Source organism: Paraburkholderia lacunae (assembly GCF_003353175.1).
GTDB lineage: Bacteria > Pseudomonadota > Gammaproteobacteria > Burkholderiales > Burkholderiaceae > Paraburkholderia > Paraburkholderia lacunae.
On sequence record NZ_QHKS01000011.1, the window covers coordinates 82,100 to 104,586 of the forward strand.

Sequence of the window (22,487 nt, forward strand, 5' to 3'; positions counted from 1 at the left end):
GCATTCAACTGCCGCTTTTTTGTGTCGATCGCAGTTGGCGCTTTGGCGCCCACTGCGGTCCCATGCAGGGCGCCTGAAATTCGTCGCACTCCATGACAGTAAAGCTCACGATAGATTGCATGGGAGGCGACCACGGCCCGTCCGTGACCGTTCCCGCGGCCGTCAACTTCGTTCGTTCGCATCCTGACGCGCAGTTGCTGCTCGTCGGCATTGAAAGTGCGATTCGTGCGCAATTGAAGAAGTTGAAGGCTCAGGACCTGCCGGCGCTGACCGTCGTACCTGCGACGGAGATCGTCGCCATGGACGATCCGGTCGAAGTCGCGCTGCGCAAGAAAAAAGACTCGTCCATGCGCGTGGCGCTGAACCGCGTCAAGGAAGGCGAGGCACAAGCCTGCATTTCTGCCGGCAACACCGGCGCGCTGATGGCGGTCTCGCGGTATGTGCTGAAAACGCTGTCGGGCATCGAACGCCCGGCCATCGCGTTTGCTCTGCCCAACCCCAATGGCTACACGATGATGCTCGACCTGGGCGCCAACGTCGATTGCGAGCCGCAGCATCTGCTGCAGTTCGCCGAGATGGGGCACGCGCTCGTGTCCGCGCTCGAAGGCCGCGACCGGCCCACCATCGGTCTGCTCAACATCGGCGAAGAGGTCATCAAGGGTAACGACACCATCAAACGTGCCGGCGAACTGCTGCGCGCGAGTACACTTAACTTTCACGGCAACGTTGAAGGCGACGACATTTTCAAGGGCACGGTCGACGTGATCGTCTGCGACGGTTTCGTCGGCAATGTCGCGCTGAAGACGTCGGAAGGCCTCGCGCAGATGCTCTCCAACATCATCAAGGAAGAGTTCGGCCGTTCGTGGCTGACCAAGGTGATGGCGGTGCTCGCCTTGCCGGTATTGATGCGCTTCAAGAAACGCGTCGACCATCGGCAATATAACGGCGCCGCATTGCTCGGCCTGCGCGGACTGGTGATCAAAAGTCACGGTTCGGCGGATGCCTACGCGTTTGAGTGGGCTATCAAACGCGGGTATGATGCCGTCAAAAACGGCGTGCTGGAGCGCCTTGCGCGAGCGATGGAAGAGAACGCGGGTTCTCTCGAACAGGCGGCGCGCGACGCAAGCGGTGCGGGTCACGCAAGCCCGCTCGCAGGCCAGCCGGCCGAGCCCTACGCTGCGCAATCCTCGAAGGCATAATGGCTCAATCGACAATTTATTCCCGCGTGCTGGGCACCGGCAGCTACCTGCCGCCCGCGCGCGTCACCAATCAGGATCTGGCTGAGCGTCTCGCGAAGCAGGGCATCGAGACGAGCGACGAATGGATCATCGCCCGCACGGGCATCCATGCTCGCCACTTCGCTGAACCCGATGTCACCACCAGCGATCTGGCGCTGATCGCGTCACAGCGCGCGATCGAAGCAGCCAATATCGATCCGCAAACCATCGATCTGATCATCGTTGCAACCTCCACGCCGGACTTCGTGTTTCCGAGCACGGCGTGCCTGTTGCAGAACAAGCTCGGCATCAGGAACAACGGCGCGGCGTTCGACGTGCAGGCCGTCTGTTCCGGCTTTGCTTACGCGGTGGCGACAGCGGACAGCTTCATTCGCAGCGGCCAGCATCGCACGGCGCTCGTGATCGGCGCGGAAACCTTCTCGCGTATTCTCGATTTCAACGACCGCACCACCTGCGTGCTGTTCGGCGACGGCGCGGGCGCGGTGATCCTGTCGGCGTCCGAGGAGCCGGGCGTGCTCGCTAGCGCGTTGCATGCCGACGGCAGCTATTCGAACATCCTGTGCACGCCGGGCAACGTGAACGGCGGCGTGATCGCCGGCAGCGCCTTCCTGCATATGGACGGGCAGGCCGTGTTCAAGCTTGCCGTCAACGTGCTCGAAAAGGTCGCGGTCGAAGCGCTCGCAAAGGCCGATCTGGCGGCTGCGCAGATCGACTGGCTAATTCCGCACCAGGCCAATATCCGCATCATGCAGAGCACCTGCCGCAAGCTCGGCTTGCCGCAGGAACGCATGGTCGTCACAGTGGGCGAGCACGGCAATACGTCGGCTGCGTCCATTCCGCTCGCATTCGACGTCGCGGTGCGCGACGGCCGCATCCAGCGCGGCCAGAACGTGCTGATCGAAGGCGTCGGCGGCGGCTTTACGTGGGGTGCATCGGTTATCCGCTACTAGATAGCGGCGACGAGCCGGCGGGCGCTGTTTGCGGCGCCCCCGTACGCGCGGAAGCCGCATGGACGGCGCGCGCCACTCACATCTGACTAATTCGATTTTGGGGACGATATGAAATTTGCGTTCGTTTTTCCTGGGCAAGGCTCGCAGTCAGTCGGCATGCTCAACGCATTCGCCGATCATGCGGTCGTGCGTGAGACGGTTCAGGAAGCATCCGACGCGCTCAACCAGGACCTCGGCAAGCTGATCGCCGAAGGCCCCGCCGAAGATCTGAACCTCACTACCAACACCCAGCCGGTCATGCTGACGGCAGCCTACGCGATCTATCGCGCGTGGCAGCAGTCCGGCGGCCTGAAGCCGGCGATTGTTGCCGGCCACAGCCTCGGTGAATATACCGCGCTGGTCGCGGCGGGCGCAATCGCATTCCGCGACGCTGTGCCGCTTGTGCGTTTTCGCGCGCAGGCGATGCAAACGGCGGTGCCGGTTGGTGAAGGCGGCATGGCTGCGATTCTCGGCCTCGACGACGAGACTGTGCGGGCGGTGTGCGCGGAAGCGTCGGTTGCAGGTATCGTCGAAGCGGTCAATTTCAATGCGCCTGCGCAAGTCGTGATCGCTGGCCACAAGGCCGCGGTCGAAAAGGCCTGCGAAGTCGCGAAGGCGAAGGGCGCGAAGCGCGCGTTGCCGCTGCCGGTTTCGGCGCCGTTCCACTCGTCGCTGCTCAAGCCGGCATCGGATCAGCTGCGCGAATACCTGGCGAGCGTCGACGTTCAGGTGCCTTCCATTCCGGTGATCAACAATGTCGACGTCGCGGTCGTCAACGAGCCGGCAAAGATCAAGGACGCGCTGGTGCGCCAGGCGGCCGGTGCGGTGCGCTGGGTCGAAAGCGTGCAGGCGATGGCTGGGCAAGGCGCCACGCACGTGATCGAATGCGGTCCGGGCAAGGTCCTTGCGGGTTTGACCAAGCGTATCGACGGCAACCTGGTCGGCGCCTCGGTGTTCGATCCGGCTTCGCTCGAAGAAACGCTCAAGCTTGTTACCGCAGGCTGAACTCCCCCGTGTAAGCGCCGGGCATCGGCGGCAAAAATCGGCATCAGGAATCAATCAGCCCTCCGAAGGGCATCCGGACTGACAGATGGAAAAGACTCTCGACAAGCAGATCGCAATCGTGACGGGCGCTTCGCGCGGCATCGGCCGTGCGATCGCACTGGAACTGGCGCGCCAGGGCGCGACGGTGATCGGCACGGCGACCAGCGAAAGCGGCGCAACGGCAATCACTGAAGCGTTTAGCGCGGCAGGCGTGAACGGCCGCGGCGCGGTGCTCAACGTCAACGACGCGGCCGCGGCAGAAGCGCTGATCGACGGCACGGTGAAGGAGTTCGGCGCGCTGCACGTACTCGTGAACAACGCCGGCATCACGCAAGACCAGCTGGCCATGCGTATGAAGGACGACGACTGGGACGCGGTGATCGACACCAATCTCAAGTCGGTGTTCCGTCTGTCGCGTGCGGTGCTGCGCCCGATGATGAAGGCCCGTGGCGGCCGCATCATCAATATCACGTCGGTGGTCGGCTCGGCCGGCAATGCGGGGCAAGCCAACTACGCCGCCGCGAAAGCGGGCGTGGCGGGCATGACGCGAGCGCTCGCACGTGAGATCGGCAGCCGCGGCATCACCGTGAATTGTGTCGCGCCGGGCTTTATCGATACCGACATGACCAGGACCCTGCCGGAAGAGCAGCAAACCGCGCTGAAGACGCAGATTCCGCTAGGCCGCCTCGGCAGCCCGGAAGATATTGCGCACGCCGTCGCGTTTCTCGCGTCGCCGCAAGCGGGTTATATCACCGGCACGACGCTGCATGTGAACGGCGGAATGTACATGTCGTAACCAATTTCGGTTACTATCCGCGCCTTGATGCGTTTGCAAATGCGTAAGGCGCATGCCTTGACAGCAACCGGATGCGCCGCTTTTTTGCCGGGTCAAACCTGATAAAATGCGCGCACCTGTATTTTTGAACTTCTTTTCCCTTGGAGGGGTAATGGACAATATCGAACAGCGCGTCAAGAAGATCGTCGCAGAACAACTGGGCGTTGCAGAAGCTGAAATCAAGAACGAGGCTTCATTCGTGAACGACCTGGGCGCTGACTCGCTTGACACCGTCGAACTCGTGATGGCCCTCGAAGACGAATTCGGCATGGAAATTCCGGATGAAGAAGCCGAGAAGATCACGACCGTTCAGCAAGCGATCGATTACGCTCGCGCGAACGTCAAGGCCTAAAGTCATTCGCGCCTGCGTTTCAGCGTTGGCGGCGTATGACGCCCTGCCGTGTCGGTTGCCGACGCCAGCGGGGCTGGTGTTTTTTGCCGTGCAGGAGCCAGCGATGTTGACAGCGCAATTTTCCGCGCGATTGCCGACTTAACAGCCACAGGGCATACAGGGCAGATTCCTGTAGCCGCTGTGGCTTTTGCTTTTGTCATCTATGAAAAAGGGGTTACCGTGAGCCGCCGTCGTGTTGTTGTTACAGGCCTGGGGCTGATTTCGCCTGTTGGCAATAATGTTGCCGACGGCTGGGCCAATCTGGTCGCCGGCAAGTCGGGTATTGCCAATATCACGAAGTTCGACGCGTCGAACTTTTCGACTCGTTTCGCCGGCGAGGTGAAGGGCTTCAATATCGAGGACTACATCCCCGGCAAGGAAGCGCGCCACATGGATACGTTCATCCATTACGGCGTGGCTGCGGGCATCCAGGCGATGCAGGACAGCGGCCTCGAAGTCACTGATGAGAATTCGGAGCGCATCGGCGTGGTGGTCGGTTCGGGCATTGGCGGCTTGCCGATGATCGAGGTGACGCAAACCGAGTTGCTGAATCGCGGTCCGCGCCGCATTTCGCCGTTCTTCGTGCCGGCTTCGATCATCAACATGATCTCCGGCCATCTGTCGATCAAGTTCGGCATCAAAGGCCCGAATCTCGCGATCGTTACCGCGTGTACCACGGGGCTGCACTGTATTGGCGAGGCTTCGCGCCTGATCGAATACGGCGACGCCGACGTGATGATCGCCGGCGGCGCGGAATCGACCGTGTCGCCGCTCGGTATCGGCGGCTTTGCGGCGGCGCGTGCGCTGTCGCAACGCAACGACGATCCGGCAACGGCGAGCCGTCCGTGGGACAAGGATCGCGACGGTTTCGTGCTGGGCGAGGGCGCCGGGGTGATGGTGCTCGAAGAGTACGAACACGCGAAGGCGCGCGGCGCGAAGATTTACGCCGAAGTCGGCGGCTATGGGATGAGCGGCGACGCCTATCACATGACCGCGCCGCTGGAAGACGGCGACGGCGCACGCCGCTGCATGCTGGCCGCTCTGAAGAACGCGGGTGTCAACTCCGATCAGGTGAATTACCTGAACGCGCACGGCACGTCCACGCCGCTCGGCGACCTGGCCGAAACCACCGGCATCAAGCGCGCTTTCGGCGACCACGCCAAAGACATGGTCGTGAATTCGACCAAGTCGATGACGGGCCACCTGCTGGGCGGCGCCGGTGGTCTGGAGTCCGTGTTCACTGTGCTGGCTGTGCATCATCAGGTGTCGCCACCGACGATCAACATCTTCAACCAGGATCCGGCCTGTGATCTCGATTACTGCGCGAACACTGCGCGGGAGATGAAGATCGACGTCGCGCTGAAGAACTCGTTCGGGTTCGGCGGCACGAACGGCACGCTGGTTTTCAAGCGCGCCTGACCATCTGATCGCCGGGTGACGCGCCAGTCGACGACGCCGGCTCAGCCGGCAGCTTCCCCCGAATCGGCAACGCCGAACGGAGCGCCGCAACGAATTGCGTTGCGGCGCTCCATCGCCATGCGCGCCGCCTTGGGCGTTTTCGTTCTGACCGCCGCGCTGGCTGTCCATACCTGCCTCGCGTCGCGTCTGGGCGCGTGGCAGGCGCTTCCGTTGTCGCTCGCCGGGTTGGCGTTGCTGGCGCTGTGCGCAGCGAGATATGAGCGCGCGCAGCCTGTCGCGCTCAACCTCGGGCCGGACGGATTGTCTGCGTGGGATCGCGCGGGGAACCTGCTGGCGCAGGGCCGCATTGCCGGCTGTTCGCAATGGAGCGGCCGTCTGCTCGTTCTGGCCCTGGCGCCGGATCATGGGCGCCCCCGTACGCTATTGGTCGCCGCCGACGCACTCACAGCACCTGTCTTCCGGGAACTGGCGGTGCGGGGCCGGCGCGGCGCAGGTGCGTGACTGTAACGACTGTAACCGCTGTTACCGTAGTAACGTGCCGTGATGAGGGGGACGCTACAATGGTGCCCCGCCATGCGCCCTATAGTTAACGGATTTATCAGGTGAGCGAAAAAGAAATTGATCAGGTGCTGGTCGAGCGCGTCCAGAAGGGCGACAAGGCCGCGTTCGAGCTTCTGGTCTCCAAATACCACCGCAAGATTCTCCGGCTGATCTCGCGCCTCGTGCGGGACCCCGCCGAAGTAGAAGACGTCGCTCAGGACGCCTTTATCAAGGCGTACCGGGCATTACCGCAGTTTCGCGGCGAATCGGCGTTTTATACGTGGTTGTACCGGATTGCGGTCAATACGGCAAAGAACTACCTTGCGACCCAGGGGCGGCGCGCACCGACATCGACCGAAGCGGATGCTGAAGAAGCTGAAACTTTCTCGGACGCCGACCAACTAAGGGATATCAACACGCCTGAGTCGATGTTGATGAGCAAGCAGATCGCTGAGACGGTCAATGCTGCGATGGCGGTTTTACCGGAAGAGTTGCGCACCGCCATTACTCTTCGTGAAATTGAGGGTTTGAGCTACGAGGAAATCGCTGACATGATGGGTTGCCCAATTGGCACCGTCAGATCACGAATTTTCCGCGCTCGCGAAGCCATTGCGGCAAAATTGCGTCCGTTGCTTGACACACCTGAAGGCAAGCGCTGGTAATCGACCAGCCGGCAGGACGGGGGCGTGGGTGCAATATCTGAGTTAGTGGTGTCACTACGGGGTGTTTGTAAGATGGGGAGCATCATGGGGTCGGTCTCGATGCAATCGCAAGCCAGCTCGCGCAGCGAGCGTCTGTCCGCTTTTGTCGACGGTGAGCTGTTCGGTGAAGAGCATCTGAATCTGAACAAGTTTTTGTCCGAACTGGACCGCGAAGATCGTGCCGCCTGGTCGAGCTATCACCTGATCGGCGACGCTCTGCGTTCCGACGATCTGGCGGTCAGCCCGGCGGCGAGCAGCGCGTTCCTGAGCGGTTTTGCCGCGCGCTTCGAAAACGAGCCGCACGTGCTCGCGCCTGCCCCGATGCCTGTCGCGCGTCGTCTGCTGGCTTTGCGCCGCCGCGTTGTACCGGCTTTTGCCGTCGCCGCCGCCGCCGCTACCCTGACGTGGATCGTCGTGCCGCAACTGCAGGGCGTGCCGGGCGGTCCGGGTGTTACGCAAGTCGCGTCGGTCCAGGCGCGTGGCGATGCGCTGCAACGTGTGGCCATGGCTTCCGTGCCGGCCGCGACCGTTGCGCCGATCGCACCAGACGCCAATATCATTCGTGATGCAAGTCTCGACCAGTATCTGGAAGCTCACCAGCAATTCGCGCAACAACCGGTCATGCCGGGGTCGATGCCGCTGATCCGCGCTGCCGCCGTCTCTACGCAAGGCCAATAGTTTGATGCAGACTCCGCGGTTGAACAAAACGACTATCTGGGGGCGGCTGCCGGCACTTCTGTTCTGCGCAGCCGTATTGTTGTCCGCTACACCGCGGGTCTTTGCACAAACCGACGATCCGCTCGTTGCCCATCGCACGGCTGCGGATCTGCTTGACCGCATCCATCAGGCCGCGCAGCAGCAGAACTACGAGGGCGCCTTCGTCTATCAGCGTGGCAATTATGTGCAGACGTCGCGGATCGCGCACTACGCGACCCGCGCGGACGGCGAATTCGAGCAGCTCGAAAGCCTCGACGGCAAGCCGCGCAAAATGCTGCGCCATAATGAAGAGCTTTACACCTTCGTGCCGGAGCGGCATCTGTGCGTGGTCGAGAAGCGCCAGAACAAAGATTCGTTCCCGGCACTGCTGGCAGTGAGCGGCGAACAGGTGCTGTCGGTTTACGAGCCGAAACTGCTCGGCGACGACCGCGTCGCGGGCGTCGACAGCCAGGTGATCGAACTCGATCCGAAAGATGCCTATCGCTTTGCGTACAAGCTGTGGGCCGACAAGAAGACCGGCTTGCTGCTGCGTGCCCAGACGCTCGACCCGAACGGCCAGGTGCTCGAGCAATTGTCGTTTTCCCAGATTCGCATTGGCGTGCCGGTCGACAAGGCCGCGATCGTCAGCGGAATTCGTAATACGGCTGGCTGGACTGTCGTGCGTCCGCCGGTCGAGCCCGTCGATATGCAAGCGCAAGGTTGGCAGATCGCGCCGACAGTACCGGGCTTCCGCAAGATTCGCGAATTGCGCCGCCCAATGGCCGCACGCGACGCGGGCCAACCTACCATTCCGGTCGACCAGGCCGTGTTCTCCGACGGTCTCGCTGCCATTTCTGTGTTCGTCGAGCCGGTCGAAAACAACACCCGCAAGGAAGGCGCCGGCAGTAGCGGGGCGACGCATGTGCTGGTCAAGCGGCGCGGCGACTTCTGGATTACCCTGCTCGGTGAAGTGCCCCAGAGCACATTGCAGCAATTCGCGTCTGCCATAGAATACAAAGCTCCGAAGTAACTTTCTGAATCCTCGAATCCCTCGGCTCGCTACGATATGACGACTTTCTCGGTGCGCAAATTCCTCGCGGCCGCGGTGGTAGCGGCGTGTTTGCCGCTTTTGCCGCATATGGCGTCTGCGGCTCCCGCAGCCAATCTGCCCGATTTCACCGATCTGGTCGACAAGGTCGGCCCAGCCGTCGTCAACATCCGCACAACTACGCGTGTGTCGAGCAGCGGCGCGCGCGGCGGTCTCCCTCCGGGCATGGACGACGGCGATATGTCCGAATTTTTCCGCCGCTTCTTCGGCATCCCGTTGCCGCAATCGCCGCAAACGCCCGGTACGCCGCGCGGCGGTGATAACGGCGGCAGCGGCGGCAGCCAGGACGCCCCGGATAGCAGCGATGCCGAACAGAACAGTGGCGTCGGCTCCGGTTTCATCCTGTCGGCCGACGGCTACGTGATGACCAACGCGCACGTCATCGACGATGCCGACACCATTTACGTCACGCTCACTGACAAGCGCGAATTCAAGGCGAAGCTGATCGGCGTGGACGATCGGACGGACGTTGCCGTCGTCAAGATCAGCGCCGCCAATCTGCCGACCATCACGATTGGCGACTCCAACAAGGTGCGCGTGGGCGAGTGGGTGGTCGCGATCGGCTCGCCGTTCGGTCTCGAAAACACCGTGACCGCCGGCATCGTCAGCGCCAAGGGGCGCGACACGGGCGATTACCTGCCGTTCATCCAGACCGACGTGGCCGTCAATCCGGGCAACTCAGGCGGTCCGCTGATCAATATGCAGGGCGAAGTGATCGGCATCAACTCGCAGATCTACAGCCGCACCGGCGGTTTCATGGGTATTTCGTTCGCGATTCCGATTGACGAAGCGATGCGCGTGGCCGATCAGCTGAAAGCGTCGGGTAAGGTCGTGCGCGGGCGCATCGCGGTGGCGATCGGCGAAGTGACCAAAGACGTGGCCGATTCGCTCGGTTTGCCGAAGGCGCAAGGCGCGCTGGTCAGCAGCGTCGAGCCGGGCGGTCCGGCCGACAAGGCCGGCGTGCAGCCGGGCGACATCATCCTGAAGTTCAACGGCCATTCGGTCGACACTGCAACGGACTTGCCGCGCATGGTCGGCGATACGAAGCCGGGCACCAAATCGACGATCACGGTCTGGCGCAAGGGCCAGACGCGCGAGCTGCCGGTCACGATTGCGGAGATGCAGCCGGACAAGACCGCCAAAGCGGATGCGAAGAAGCCGCCCGCGCCGAAGCAGCGTGCGACGAACGTGTTGGGCCTGGCGGTCAGCGATATCCCCGCCGATCAGTTGAAGGCGCTGAAACTGCGCAACGGCGTGCAGATCGACGCGGTGGACGGTCCGGCAGCGCGCGTGGGTCTGCAAAAGGGCGACATCGTGCTGCGCGTCGGCGATACGGATATCACGAGCGCAAAGCAGTTCGACGACGTGACCTCGCACCTCGATCCGCAGAAAATGGTCGCGCTGCTGGTTCGCCGCGGCGAGAACACGCAGTTCGTGCCGATTCGTCCGCGCAGCGCGCAGAAGTAAACGGTGGTGCTGCTCACCCTGTACGGGCGCGCGTGGTGCCACTTGTGCGACGACATGCGCGTCGCGCTCGAGCCGCTGCTGGCCGAGTTCGGCGCGCATGTCGAGGTGGTCGACGTCGACTCCGATCCCCTGCTGGAAGCCCGTTACAACGAACTGGTACCGGTTCTGGCCTGCGACGGCGTCGAACTATGTCACTATCACCTCGATGCGGCGCGGGTCCGTACCGCGCTCGCCGCGCGCGTCGCGGCGGCGCCTTGAGCGATTCAGCGGCATAAACGCCTGCGCCGTCCGTCCCAGGTTTCACGCCTCTCCTGAGCCGTCTTTTCCGCCCGGTCCTTGTAAGATGCGCCGGGCGGTAGCCTTTTCGGCTAAAATAGATAGGTTTTTCACCTACTTACAAGGCGTGCTCCGCTATTGTCCGAGCGCGCCTTTTTTGCTTGATCGGCACTGAATGGATCATATTCGTAACTTCTCGATCATTGCGCACATCGACCATGGCAAGTCGACGCTCGCCGATCGCATCATCCAGATCTGCGGCGGCTTGTCCGACCGCGAGATGGAATCTCAAGTGCTCGACTCGATGGATCTCGAGCGCGAGCGCGGCATCACCATCAAGGCGCAAACCGCCGCACTGACGTATAAGGCTCGTGACGGACAGGTCTACAACCTGAACATGATCGACACGCCGGGCCACGTCGACTTCTCGTACGAAGTCAGCCGTTCGCTGTCCGCATGTGAAGGCGCGCTGCTCGTCGTCGACGCGAGCCAGGGCGTCGAGGCGCAAACGGTGGCCAACTGCTACACGGCGATCGAACTGGGCGTCGACGTGATTCCGGTGCTCAACAAGATCGACTTGCCGGCCGCGAACCCCGAAAACGCGATCTCCGAAATCGAAGACGTGATCGGCATCGACGCAACCGACGCCACGCATTGCAGCGCGAAGACCGGCCTGGGCGTCGAAGACGTGCTCGAAGCGCTGATCGCCAAAGTGCCGCCGCCGAAGGGCGATCCGGAAGCACCGCTGCAAGCGCTGATCATCGACTCGTGGTTCGACAACTACGTCGGCGTCGTGATGCTGGTGCGTCTCGTCAACGGCACGCTGCGTCCAAAAGACAAGATCCGCATGATGGCCACCGGCGCACAGTATCCGGTCGAGCACGTCGGCGTGTTCACACCGAAGTCGAAGAACCTCGAATCGTTGTCCGCGGGGCAGGTGGGCTTCATCATCGCCGGCATCAAGGAATTGGCCGCGGCGAAAGTGGGCGATACCGTCACGCTGGTGAACCGGCCGGCAACCGCGCCGCTGCCAGGCTTCAAGGAAGTGAAGCCTCAGGTGTTCGCGGGGCTCTACCCAGTTGAAGCCAACCAGTACGACGCGCTGCGTGAGTCGCTGGAAAAGCTCAAGCTCAACGACGCTTCGCTGCAATACGAGCCGGAAGTATCGCAGGCGCTCGGTTTTGGTTTCCGTTGCGGCTTCCTCGGTCTTTTGCACATGGAGATCGTGCAGGAGCGGCTCGAACGCGAGTTCGACATGGACCTGATCACCACGGCGCCGACCGTGGTGTACGAGGTCCTGCAGCGCGACGGCACGACCATCATGGTCGAGAATCCGGCCAAGATGCCGGAGCCGTCGAAGATCGAGGAAGTGCGCGAGCCGATCGTCACCGTGAATCTGTACATGCCGCAGGACTATGTCGGCGCGGTGATCACGCTGTGTACGCAAAAGCGCGGGACGCAGATCAACATGCAGTACCACGGCCGCCAGGTTCAGCTGACCTACGAAATCCCAATGGGCGAAGTGGTGCTCGACTTCTTCGACCGTCTGAAATCGCTGTCGCGCGGTTATGCGTCGATGGATTACGAGTTCAAGGAATATCGCGCGGCTGATGTCGTGAAAGTCGACATGCTGATCAACGGCGACAAGGTCGATGCGTTGTCGGTGATCGTGCACCGTTCGCAAAGCCAGTATCGCGGCCGGGAAGTGGCGGCAAAAATGCGCGAACTGATTCCGCGCCAGATGTACGACGTCGCGATTCAGGCCACCATCGGCTCGAACATTATCGCGCGCGAAAACATTAAAGCGTTGCGTAAGAACGTGCTGGCAAAATGCTACGGCGGCGATATTACGCGTAAGAAGAAGCTGCTGGAAAAGCAAAAGGCAGGCAAGAAGCGAATGAAGCAGGTCGGGTCCGTCGAGATTCCGCAAGAGGCTTTCCTCGCGATCCTGCGTGTCGAAGACAAATAAGACGAACAACGGAACCCTATGAATTTTGCGCTGATTCTTTTTGTGCTCGTCATATTGACGGGCGTCGCATGGGTCGCAGATAAACTGGTTTTCATGCCGCAACGGCGGCTCGCGGCGCAAGCGGCGGTCGCCGAGTTCGACCGTCAGCAAGCACGCGTCGGCGAGCGTTTCGCCGACGAAAACGCGGCGCAAACGCGCGCCCGTCTGCATGACGACAAGCTGCGTCAACCGTGGTGGCTCGAGTATTCAGCGAGCTTCTTCCCGGTGATTCTGGTGGTATTCGTGGTGCGCTCGTTTGTGGTCGAGCCGTTCAAGATTCCGTCGGGTTCGATGGTGCCGACGCTGCTGGTGGGCGACTTCATCCTCGTCAATAAATTCGACTACGGCATCCGTCTGCCGATCAGCAACACGAAGATCACGCAAGGCCGTCCGCTCGAACGCGGCGATGTGGTGGTGTTCCGCTACCCGAAAGACGAATCGGTCGACTACATCAAGCGCGTGATCGGCTTGCCGGGCGACACCGTCGCGTATCAGGACAAGAAACTGACGATCAACGGCAAACCGGTGCCGGAAACGGTGCTGCCGGATTACCTCGACGAAGAGCGCCTCGGTTACGCGAAGCAGTTCGAAGAAGATATCGGCGGCCGCAAGAACGCGATTCTGAACAATCCGGCTGTGCCGCCGTTCATCGTCGGCGCGGAAGATTATCCTTATCGCGACAACTGCACGTACAACGCACGCGGCGTGATCTGCAAAGTGCCAGCGGGCAATTACTTCATGATGGGCGACAACCGCGATAACAGCGCCGATAGCCGTTATTGGGGCTTCGCGCCGGACAAGAATATCGTCGGCCGCGCGTTTTTCATCTGGATGAACTTCAGCAATCTGAAACGCATCGGCTCTTTCAACTGAGCACGCATGCATTGATTGCACGACACGCTGCGCAAATGGCCGAGAGGTCACGTCAGTCGCAGCGTGTTGTCACGCTACTTTAAGAACCTGCGGTAACGTCGCTTCACTACGCTTTTTCCGCTGGCCGTCCCGCGTTTTCGCCGGGGCAGGCGCCCGCGTTATACTCTGCCCATGCCCTTATCTCCGTTGGAAAGCCGTTTGCGCTACGAATTTCGCAATGCGGAATTGTTGCGCCAGGCTTTAACGCACCGCAGTCATAGCGCCACGCATAACGAACGGCTCGAGTTTCTCGGCGACTCCGTTCTGAATTGCGCGGTGGCTGCGCTTTTGTTCCAACGGTTCGGCAAACTGGACGAAGGCGATCTGTCACGCGTCCGTGCCAATCTGGTCAAACAGCAGTCGCTGTACGAGATTGCTCAGGCCCTGAATATTTCGGAAGGCCTGCGGCTTGGCGAAGGCGAACTGCGCAGCGGTGGCTTCCGCCGGCCGTCCATCCTCGCTGATACGCTCGAGGCGGTGCTGGGTGCAGTGTTCCTCGACGGTGGCTTCGAGGCCGCCCAGACGGTCATTAAGCGCCTCTATGTGCCGATTCTCGATCACATCGACCCGCGCACGCTCGGCAAAGACGCCAAGACCCTTCTGCAGGAATATTTGCAGGGTCACAAGATCGCGCTGCCAACCTACACGGTCGTCGCGACTCATGGTGCGGCGCACAATCAGCAGTTCGAAGTCGAATGCACGGTGCCGAAACTGGATGTGAAAGTGTCCGGTTCGGGCGCAAGCCGCCGCGCGGCCGAGCAGGCCGCGGCCAAGAAAGCGCTCGACGAAGTGATGGCTGCGGCGCCTGCAGTCGTCGCCAAGCACAAGCGCTCGAAAAGCGCCCGTGCGGCGAAGCATACCGAGCCGGAGATCGTGCCCGGTGTGACCGGTGTACAGGCCGCGCTCGATTTGCGCAGCCCGGATCGCAAGAACGAACGCGGCGCGGGACGTGGCGAGAGCCGCGCTGTCGCCGCCGCTGGGTCGGCCGCCGCAGCGGAATCCACGGCCGACCGGCCAACGCTGGCCGCCACACCCGCGCCGCTGGCGGTGATTCGTGCGGCGCACGTGGAGTACAGCGGACAGGACAAGCCCGAGCGCACTGAGAAGGCTGAAAAGGCGGACAAAGCGACCACCCACGCAAGCGAAAAGCCCGCAGACAAGGCCGCGGCGGATAAGGCGGCTGAGAAGCCGGACTTGAAGCCCGTGGACGCCAAACCGGTGGACGTCAAGCCGGTGGACGTCAAGCCGGTGGACTCAAAGCCGGTGGACGCCAAATCCGCCGATGCCAAGCCCGAAGGCGCCTCCGTCCGCAGCGTCGACAAACATCGCAGCCGCGACGTCACACCCGGCGCAGCAGGCGCAGCCGTGCCCACGTCCAACGCGCCGGCGCAAACTGAACCCGAACCCGGTGTAGCCGACGCGGTGCAAACGCGCGTCGCCGACGCGGGCCATTGATTGCTATCGGCACGCGGCCTCCGCGTGTCGTTCTGAACTTGCCGTAGCCCGAATATGAACGCTCCCACTCCCACTGGTTTTCGCTGCGGCATGGTCGCGATCGTCGGCCGTCCGAATGTCGGCAAGTCCACGCTGATGAACGCGCTGGTCGGCCAGAAAGTCAGTATCACGTCGCGCAAGGCGCAGACCACGCGCCACCGCATCACCGGCATTCACACGCTCGAGGACGCCCAGTACATCTTCGTCGATACACCGGGTTTTCAGACCAAGCATAGCGGCGCGCTGAACCGGTCGCTAAATCGCGCGGTCACGTCCACGCTAACTTCGGTCGACGCGATCCTGTTCGTAATCGAAGCGGGCCGCTTCGGCGCGGACGATCAGAAGGTGCTCGATCTGATTCCGCCGTCGGTGCCCACGCTGCTGATCGCGAACAAGCTCGATCGTGTGTCGGATAAGGATTCGCTGTTTCCGTTCATGCAACAGGTGAGCGCGCTGCGCGAGTTCAACGAGATCGTGCCGCTGTCGGCGAAGAATCCGGACGACATCAAACGATTGATGGCGACGGTCAAGCCGTTCCTGCCGGAAGGTGCGCCGATCTATGGCGAAGATGACCTGACCGATCGCAGCGAGCGCTTTCTTGCCGCCGAGATCCTGCGCGAAAAGGTGTTCCGCTGGACTGGCGACGAACTGCCGTACACCAGCACCGTGCTGATCGACAAGTTCGAAACCGAAGGGCGCCTGCGTCGCATTTTCGCGACCATCATGGTCGAGCGCGACACGCACAAGGCGATGATCATCGGACAGAAGGGCGCGAAGCTGAAGCAGATCAGCACGGAAGCGCGTCTCGACATGGAAAAGCTGTTCGATGGTCCGGTCTATCTCGAAACCTTCATCAAGGTGAAGAGCGGCTGGGCCGACAACGAAGCGGGACTTCGCGCGTATGGGTACGAATGACGCGTGGATGACGCTGAATTCCGACGCTGACCCGGACGACCCGGAGCCGGCCGCGCCGGCGCGCGAGCCGTCCAGACCCGCCCGCACCACCCGAAAATCCGCCAGTAAAAGCGCACCGGGCGCCGAAGGCGAGCCGCGCCAAGCGCCGCCACGCCGCGCACCCCGCACCTCCGCGTCCGAGTACCGGATCGCGGAGCAACCCGCTTTCGTCCTGCACAGCTATCCGTATCGCGAAACCAGTCTGATCATCGACGTGCTCTCGCGCGATTACGGCCGCCTTGCGCTCGTCGCGAAAGGCGCGAAGCGTCCGCACTCGGCGTTGCGCGGCGTGCTGCAGACGTTTCAGCCACTCGCGTTGTCGTGGTCGGGCAAATCCGAAGTGCGCACGCTGACCGGCGCCGAATGGGTCGGCGGGATGTTGCCTTTGACGGGCGACGCGTTGCTGTGCGGCTTCTACGTCAACGAACTGCTGGTCAAATTCTGCGCGCGTGAAGATCCGCATCCGCAACTGTTCCATCATTACGTCGTGACCATGACGCGACTCGCGCACGACGAGCCGCCCGTGCAGGTGCTGCGCTCGTTCGAGCGCGTACTGCTGCGGGAAACCGGCTACGCGATGGCGCTCGACCGCACCGTCGCGCGAAAAGCCGTACAAGCGGATGGCCGCTACGTGTTCGATCCCGAGCGCGGCGTGCGCGAAGCGTCTGACGACCTGCCTGCGCAATGGCCGGTGATCTCCGGACAAACCTTGCTCGACATGGAACAGGACGATTACCATCGAGCGCAGACGGTGGCGCAAAGCAAAACGCTGATGCGCTTTCTGCTCAACACTTACCTTGGCGGCACGCCGCTCGCGACGCGCCAGATCCTGATCGACTTGCAGAACTTATGAGCTTCTTTCTTACGTCGCCGAATGTGATTGACCTGGGCGTGAACATCGACCACGTCGCCACGCTGCGCAACGCGCGCGGCACGACTTATCCCGATCCGATCCGCGCCGCTTTGCAGGCAGAAGAAGCCGGCGCCGACGTGATTACGCTGCACCTGCGTGAAGACCGCCGCCATATCGTCGACGCCGACGTGCGCACGCTGCGTCCGCTGCTCAAGACGCGGATGAATCTCGAATGCGCGGTTACGCAGGAGATGCTCGACATCGCGTGCGAAGTGCAACCGCACGACGTTTGCCTCGTGCCGGAAAAGCGCCAGGAACTGACGACCGAAGGCGGGCTGGACGTTGCCGGCCAGTTCGAGGCCGTGCGCGCCGCGTGCAAGCAGCTCGCGGCAGCGAATTCGCGCGTGTCGCTCTTCATCGATCCGGACGAAACGCAAATTCGTGCGGCGCACGAAGCCGGCGCGCCGGTGATCGAACTGCACACGGGCCGTTACGCAGAAGCGCACGATCCCGCCGAACAGCAGCGCGAATACGAGCGGGTGGTGCGCGCCGTCGAATTCGGCGCGACGCTTGGCATCAAGGTGAATGCGGGTCATGGTCTGCATTACACCAACGTCCAGCAGATCGCCGCGATCGAAGGCATTGTCGAGCTGAATATCGGCCACGCGATCGTCGCGCATGCGATCTTCGCCGGCTGGGACAACGCGGTGCGCGAGATGAAGGCGATCATGGTCGCCGCGCGTCTCGGCGCGTGCGCCTAACGCCACGGCGCCCCGCATGGCGATCTACGGTATCGGCACGGACGTCGTTCAGGTCAGCCGCGTGGCCGCGGTGATGACGCGTACCAACGGGCGTTTCGCCGAAAAGGTGCTCGGCCCGGACGAATTGCGCATCTATCACGCGCGCCAGGCCCGTTCGGCGGCGCGCGGTCTCGCGTTTCTCGCCACGCGCTTCTCGGCCAAAGAAGCGTTCTCGAAAGCGATCGGCCTCGGCATGCACTGGCCGATGACCTGGCGCGCGCTGCAAACGCTCAACAAGCCGAGCGGCGAGCCGATGGTGGTCGCCTCGGGCGAACTCGCCGAATGGCTCGATGCGCGCGGCATCACCGCGCGCGTGACGATCAGCGATGAGCGCGACTACGCGGTGTCGTTCGTGATCGCGGAAACAGGGGCGTCGGCGCGAGGGCCGGACTCCCCTTATGCGCCCGCCAGCGACGAATAAAAATACTTTGAACGCGGCGCACGCCGGCTGCGTCTCTCCTTGCCTCGAGCTTTTTTCTAGCGGAATTCAATGAAAACCATTCCCGGACCGGTGATGCTCGACGTGGTCGGCACAACGCTGAACGACGACGACAAGCGCCGCCTTGCCCATCCGATGACCGGCGGCGTGATCCTGTTCGCGCGCCACTACGAAAGCCGCGCGCAATTGATCGCGCTGACCGATTCGATCCGCGCGGTCCGTGCGGATATTTTGATTGCCGTCGATCACGAAGGCGGCCGCGTGCAGCGCTTTCGGAGCGACGGTTTCACGGTGCTGCCGGCGATGGGCAAGCTCGGCGCGCTGTGGGACAGCGACGTGCTGCACGCCACCAAAGTGACGACGGCCGTCGGCTACATCCTTGCGTCGGAGTTGCGCGCGTGCGGCATCGATATGAGTTTTACGCCGGTGCTCGATCTGAACTACGGTCAGTCGCAAGTGATCGGCGATCGCTCGTTTCACCGCGATCCGCGCGTCGTGACCTTGCTGGCGAAGAGCCTCAATCACGGTCTCGCGCTGGCGGGCATGAGCAATTGCGGCAAGCACTTCCCGGGACACGGCTTCGCACAGGCGGACTCGCACGTCGCGATGCCGGTCGACGACAGAACGCTGGACGAAATCCTGCGCGACGACGTGGCGCCGTATGACTGGTTAGGTTTGTCGCTGGGATCGGTGATTCCGGCGCACGTGATCTACCCGCAAGTCGACTCGAAGCCAGCCGGTTTCTCGCGCGTCTGGCTGCAGGACATTCTGCGCAACAAGCTGCGCTTCGAAGGCGCGATTTTCAGCGACGATCTGTCGATGGAAGCAGCGCGGCAAGGCGGTACGCTGACCGAAGGCGCGAGCGCCGCGTTGCAGGCCGGTTGCGACATGGTGCTGATCTGCAATCAGCCGGACGAAGCGGAGAAGGTGCTCGATGCGTTGCGTTTCACGCCGTCGAAGGATTCGCAGCGGCGTCTCAAGCGCATGCGTCCGCGCGGCAAGGCGCTCACCTGGGGCAAGCTGGTGGCCGATCCGCAATATCAGCAAGCACAGGCATTGCTGCGTAGCGTGTTTGCGTGACGCGCTGGCTCACGCAATTGCGTCAGGCGACAGAGTCGGACTAAAAACACGGCGCCTTTGAACTGCACCCCAAAAGTTGGACACTGATCCAACTTTGGGGTGTTTTTCATTCAAGCTCTACTGCACAGCCGGCAGCGCTCAGTTCAACCGCATCCGCTGCAGCTTGTTGTAAAGCGTCTTCGGACTGATCCCCAACAGCGACGCTGCACGATGCCGCGTACCGCCGACCGCATCGAGCGTCGCGCGAATCAGCATTTCTTCGACATCGGCGAGCGGTGTGCCGACCGTCACCTGCACGCGGCTGCCGCTGAGATCGCGGCCGTTGACCGAACCCGCCTCGTCGGCGCGCAGCGATTCGAGTACGTCGCCCGACGCGTGATAAGCGCGCCGCACGCGGTCCTGCAATTCGCGCACGTTGCCCGGCCATTCATAGGCGAGGCACTCGCGCAGGAAATTCGGCCCAATCTGCTTGGCGACTTCCGCCGTGCCGCGCACGGCCGCTTCATGATTCAACTCGTCAACGACGGCTTGCGCGATCAAGGCAGCGTCGTCGGCACGTTCGCGCAGCGGCGGCAGCGTCACCGCCGCGGCTTCGAGGCGCAATGCGAGATCCTCGTGCAGGCTGCCGTCGGCGACTGCCGTACGCGGCACCTTGCGGGTCGACGCGATCAGCCGGAAGTCCGTCACCACCTGATGCGTGCCGCCGACCCGTATGAAGGTCTGCGAATCGAGCGCGCGCAGCAGCGCTTCCTGTTGCACACGCGGCAGTTCGGCGATTTCGTCGATGAACAGCGTGCCCCCACTCGCCTGCTCGAAGAGACCTGGTTCGCGCTGGTCGGCGCCGCCGAAGGCGCCGTGCTCGTGGCCGAACATCAGGCTGTCGAGCGGACGGTGCGCAGCGACGCTGCCCGCGGTACGGCAATCAAAGGTGACGAACGGACCTTTGCGGCGCCGGCTCATGTCGTGCAGCGTGCGCGCGGCGACATGCTTGCCGGTGCCGGTTTCGCCGGCGATCAGTACGGCGGCTTCGGTCGGCGCGAGATGTTCGATCGTGTCGTAGACATGCTGCATCGCGCCGCTTCTGCCGAGCATCGCACCGAAGCGCCCGAGCTGACGCAGCGCCGCGCGCAGCGTCTGCACTTCCTCGGTCAGTTCGTACGGACGCGGAATACGCGCAAGCAGGCTGCGCAGGCGCGGAATGTTGACCGGCTTGAGCAGATAGTCCCAGATGCCGTGCCGCAAGCCTTCGATCGCGCTCTCGACCGTTGCGTTGCCGGTCATCACGATCACAGGCAAGGCGCCGCCGGGCGGATGCGCGGGCAGATGCTGCAACAGATCGAGCCCGCTGCCGTCCGGCAGATTCAGGTCGACCAGCACGACGTCGGGAATGAAGCGTGTCAGCGCGGCCCGGGCCTCGGCGATCGTCGTCGCGATGTCGACGGAGAAGCCGTCGGCAGAGAGGATGGCGGACAGGCCCGACAGGCTATTGGGATCGTCTTCAACAATCAGGGCATGTGGCATAGCGAGCGCAATTTTTTAAATGGATGGAATACCCGCGTTGCACCGCCGGGACTTCGGCGTGCGGCACGGGCGCGATGGCTGGCCGGTATGAACGGTCAAATGGCCGGTCGAGCGCTGGGCCGCTCGAGCGGCGTCCGCCAAGGCGGCGCGGCAGCAACCGGGCAATGGAGATGAGCGCGACGTGATGCGTGCGACGGCGATTCGACTCATGTAGTTCTGGTCCTTTGCAATTCGGTCAGGTGCCTCGATTTCTATAACGTATGGCAGGGGGCCTGTATTTCCTTCATTCGACCGGCCAGATATCCCGGTTTCTGTCGACGAAGCGTCGTACCTCAAGATCCGCCTGCTCGCGGGTCCTGCCGTAACGCTCCTGGATCGACGCGGCGAGTTTGTCGGCGCGGCCTTTCGCTTTGGTCAATTCGTCATCCGTCAGCTCGCCCCTTGCAGTCTTCGTGTCGCCACGCATGTGTTTCCACTCGCCTTCAGCGATGTCGATATTCATGTCGCATCTCCGGACTTGAGGAAAATAAAGCGGTGCAGGCCTACGACTCAGAGGGAGCATGGACCGTGCCACAACCATTTACTTAAACTTATCAATGGTTTGAAGGATACAGAACGGCAGCGCGAGGATGTCGGGCAAGCATATTCGAGAAGGTTGCCGGTAAAGTTTTCCTCAACCATACACGGCAGCACAGAAAAGAAAAAGCGCCCAAAGTGGGCGCTTTTTTTTGTCGCATTTTTTTCGGCGCCGGTGTTGCTCCAGCGCAGGGTTCCGTCCGCGGGCGCTTAAGCGCGGCTGCGGTACTCGTGCGTACGCGTGTCGATTTCGATCTTGTCGCCGATGTTGCAGAAAAGCGGCACTTGTAGTTCGAAACCGGTGTTCAGCTTGGCGTTCTTCAACACCTTGCCCGACGACGTATCGCCCTTGACAGCCGGTTCCGTGTAGATGATCTCGCGGACCAGCGTGGTGGGCAGCTCGACCGAGATGGCCTTCTCGTTGTAGAACACGACTTCGCAAGCCATGCCGTCTTCGAGGTAATGAAGGGCATCGCCCATCATTTCGTTTTCGACTTCGAACTGGTTGTAGTCGGCGTCCATGAACACGTACATCGGGTCAGCGAAGTACGAGTACGTCACTTCCTTGCGCTCCAGCACGACGACGTCGAACTTGTCGTCCGCCTTGTACACGCTTTCCATGCCTGCGCCGGTCAGCAGGTTCTTGAATTTCATCTTGACGACGGCGGAGTTGCGGCCCGATTTGTTGTATTCGGCCTTCTGCACGACCATCGCGTCTGCGCCGATCATCACTACGTTGCCGGTGCGGAGTTCCTGTGCGGTCTTCATAAAACTGTCCTGTACGAAATAAGTAGCTTCAACTTTTGCTCAACGGCATACGGCGCAAGCGGCTTCGCCGCTTCTCGCACTCCGGCGCCGCACCGCATGGAAGCGGCTGGGCCGGGGTAGTGCGTGAAGCGTGGCCGGCTTGCCGCGGCTACCCGCGGCGGATCGCAGGGCAATACCTGCGATTCCTGCATTCCCTGCAATCCGTTACCTGCTTTTACCCTGTGCGGGCGTTACACGAGTGGCGCCGATTCGCAGCATGCGTCCCTTTTTTGACATTTCTGCGGCCTCATCTGCTGCTCAGCTGCCGTTTAGAGCAGATGATATGCCGGTAAATGTGGGGTTCGCTGTTACGATCGGGCCGCGCTTGCGTCGTCGGCC

At 62.3% G+C, this 22,487-nt stretch carries 23 protein-coding genes; 20 read left to right on the forward strand and 3 right to left on the reverse strand.

The features are described from left to right. The first annotated feature begins 92 nt into the window (after window positions 1-92). The 20 genes from plsX (at window position 93) to nagZ (ending at window position 19,244) form a co-directional block, all read left to right on the forward strand. Window positions 93-1,199: a phosphate acyltransferase PlsX gene (gene plsX, locus DLM46_RS18195; protein ID WP_115102241.1), complete on the forward strand. Its 1,107-nt coding sequence runs from the start codon at window positions 93-95 to the stop codon at window positions 1,197-1,199. Further along, window positions 1,199-2,188, forward strand: a complete 990-nt coding sequence (locus tag DLM46_RS18200) for a beta-ketoacyl-ACP synthase III (RefSeq protein ID WP_115102242.1) — start codon at window positions 1,199-1,201, stop codon at window positions 2,186-2,188. Before plsX ends, DLM46_RS18200 begins: the two co-directional genes overlap by 1 nt. A 108-nt stretch (window positions 2,189-2,296) precedes the next feature. Further along, a complete protein-coding gene (gene fabD, locus DLM46_RS18205; RefSeq protein ID WP_115102243.1) occupies window positions 2,297-3,232 on the forward strand; it encodes an ACP S-malonyltransferase in 936 nt (311 codons plus the stop codon). Window positions 3,233-3,317: 85 nt separating this feature from the next. Beyond that, window positions 3,318-4,067: a 3-oxoacyl-ACP reductase FabG gene (gene fabG / locus DLM46_RS18210; RefSeq protein ID WP_115102244.1), complete on the forward strand. Its 750-nt coding sequence runs from the start codon at window positions 3,318-3,320 to the stop codon at window positions 4,065-4,067. Between the two features lie 151 nt (window positions 4,068-4,218). Further along, window positions 4,219-4,458, forward strand: a complete 240-nt coding sequence (gene acpP, locus DLM46_RS18215) for an acyl carrier protein (protein ID WP_004197638.1) — start codon at window positions 4,219-4,221, stop codon at window positions 4,456-4,458. Between the two features lie 219 nt (window positions 4,459-4,677). After that, window positions 4,678-5,916, forward strand: coding sequence for a beta-ketoacyl-ACP synthase II (gene fabF / locus DLM46_RS18220; RefSeq protein ID WP_115102559.1), 1,239 nt, complete (start codon window positions 4,678-4,680; stop codon window positions 5,914-5,916). Between the two features lie 117 nt (window positions 5,917-6,033). After that, window positions 6,034-6,417, forward strand: a complete 384-nt coding sequence (locus DLM46_RS18225) for a hypothetical protein (RefSeq protein ID WP_115102245.1) — start codon at window positions 6,034-6,036, stop codon at window positions 6,415-6,417. Window positions 6,418-6,518: 101 nt separating this feature from the next. Beyond that, window positions 6,519-7,118 (forward strand): RNA polymerase sigma factor RpoE, encoded by a 600-nt coding sequence (rpoE, locus tag DLM46_RS18230; RefSeq protein ID WP_115102246.1) that lies wholly within the window; start codon window positions 6,519-6,521, stop codon window positions 7,116-7,118. 84 nt (window positions 7,119-7,202) lie between these two features. Beyond that, window positions 7,203-7,835, forward strand: coding sequence for a sigma-E factor negative regulatory protein (locus tag DLM46_RS18235; protein ID WP_115102247.1), 633 nt, complete (start codon window positions 7,203-7,205; stop codon window positions 7,833-7,835). A 4-nt stretch (window positions 7,836-7,839) separates the two neighbouring features. Beyond that, complete coding sequence (locus tag DLM46_RS18240) at window positions 7,840-8,883, forward strand: MucB/RseB C-terminal domain-containing protein (protein ID WP_115102561.1); 1,044 nt, start codon at window positions 7,840-7,842, stop codon at window positions 8,881-8,883. 36 nt (window positions 8,884-8,919) lie between these two features. Next, window positions 8,920-10,428: a DegQ family serine endoprotease gene (locus DLM46_RS18245; protein ID WP_115102248.1), complete on the forward strand. Its 1,509-nt coding sequence runs from the start codon at window positions 8,920-8,922 to the stop codon at window positions 10,426-10,428. Window positions 10,429-10,431: 3 nt separating this feature from the next. Beyond that, a complete protein-coding gene (locus tag DLM46_RS18250) occupies window positions 10,432-10,686 on the forward strand; it encodes a glutaredoxin family protein (protein ID WP_425273996.1) in 255 nt (84 codons plus the stop codon). A gap of 193 nt (window positions 10,687-10,879) precedes the next feature. Further along, window positions 10,880-12,673, forward strand: coding sequence for a translation elongation factor 4 (gene lepA / locus DLM46_RS18255; RefSeq protein ID WP_115102249.1), 1,794 nt, complete (start codon window positions 10,880-10,882; stop codon window positions 12,671-12,673). Window positions 12,674-12,691: 18 nt separating this feature from the next. Then, entirely contained in the window at window positions 12,692-13,585 is an 894-nt protein-coding gene (gene lepB / locus DLM46_RS18260; protein ID WP_115102250.1) for a signal peptidase I, read from the forward strand. A 171-nt stretch (window positions 13,586-13,756) separates the two neighbouring features. After that, on the forward strand, window positions 13,757-15,079 hold the full coding sequence (rnc, locus tag DLM46_RS18265; protein WP_115102251.1) for a ribonuclease III: 1,323 nt from the start codon (window positions 13,757-13,759) through the stop codon (window positions 15,077-15,079). A 54-nt stretch (window positions 15,080-15,133) separates the two neighbouring features. Further along, entirely contained in the window at window positions 15,134-16,033 is a 900-nt protein-coding gene (gene era / locus DLM46_RS18270; RefSeq protein WP_115102252.1) for a GTPase Era, read from the forward strand. Continuing rightward, the gene (gene recO, locus DLM46_RS18275; RefSeq protein ID WP_115102253.1) at window positions 16,020-16,925 is read left to right on the forward strand and encodes a DNA repair protein RecO; all 906 of its coding nucleotides are present in this window, start codon (window positions 16,020-16,022) and stop codon (window positions 16,923-16,925) included. Before era ends, recO begins: the two co-directional genes overlap by 14 nt. Next, entirely contained in the window at window positions 16,922-17,686 is a 765-nt protein-coding gene (pdxJ, locus tag DLM46_RS18280; protein ID WP_115102254.1) for a pyridoxine 5'-phosphate synthase, read from the forward strand. The genes recO and pdxJ overlap by 4 nt, the downstream gene beginning before the upstream one ends. A gap of 16 nt (window positions 17,687-17,702) precedes the next feature. Next, the gene (acpS, locus tag DLM46_RS18285; protein WP_115102255.1) at window positions 17,703-18,146 is read left to right on the forward strand and encodes a holo-ACP synthase; all 444 of its coding nucleotides are present in this window, start codon (window positions 17,703-17,705) and stop codon (window positions 18,144-18,146) included. 69 nt (window positions 18,147-18,215) lie between these two features. Further along, window positions 18,216-19,244 (forward strand): beta-N-acetylhexosaminidase, encoded by a 1,029-nt coding sequence (gene nagZ, locus DLM46_RS18290; RefSeq protein WP_115102256.1) that lies wholly within the window; start codon window positions 18,216-18,218, stop codon window positions 19,242-19,244. Window positions 19,245-19,382: 138 nt separating this feature from the next. Here the strand turns inward: nagZ and DLM46_RS18295 are convergent, their stop codons facing one another. The 3 genes from DLM46_RS18295 to efp form a co-directional block, all read right to left on the reverse strand. After that, window positions 19,383-20,765: a sigma-54-dependent transcriptional regulator gene (locus DLM46_RS18295; protein ID WP_115102257.1), complete on the reverse strand. Its 1,383-nt coding sequence runs from the start codon at window positions 20,763-20,765 to the stop codon at window positions 19,383-19,385. A 283-nt stretch (window positions 20,766-21,048) separates the two neighbouring features. Further along, window positions 21,049-21,267, reverse strand: a complete 219-nt coding sequence (locus DLM46_RS18300; protein ID WP_115102258.1) for a CsbD family protein — start codon at window positions 21,265-21,267, stop codon at window positions 21,049-21,051. Window positions 21,268-21,551: 284 nt separating this feature from the next. Further along, the gene (efp, locus tag DLM46_RS18305) at window positions 21,552-22,109 is read right to left on the reverse strand and encodes an elongation factor P (RefSeq protein WP_115102259.1); all 558 of its coding nucleotides are present in this window, start codon (window positions 22,107-22,109) and stop codon (window positions 21,552-21,554) included. Window positions 22,110-22,487 lie beyond the last annotated feature (378 nt).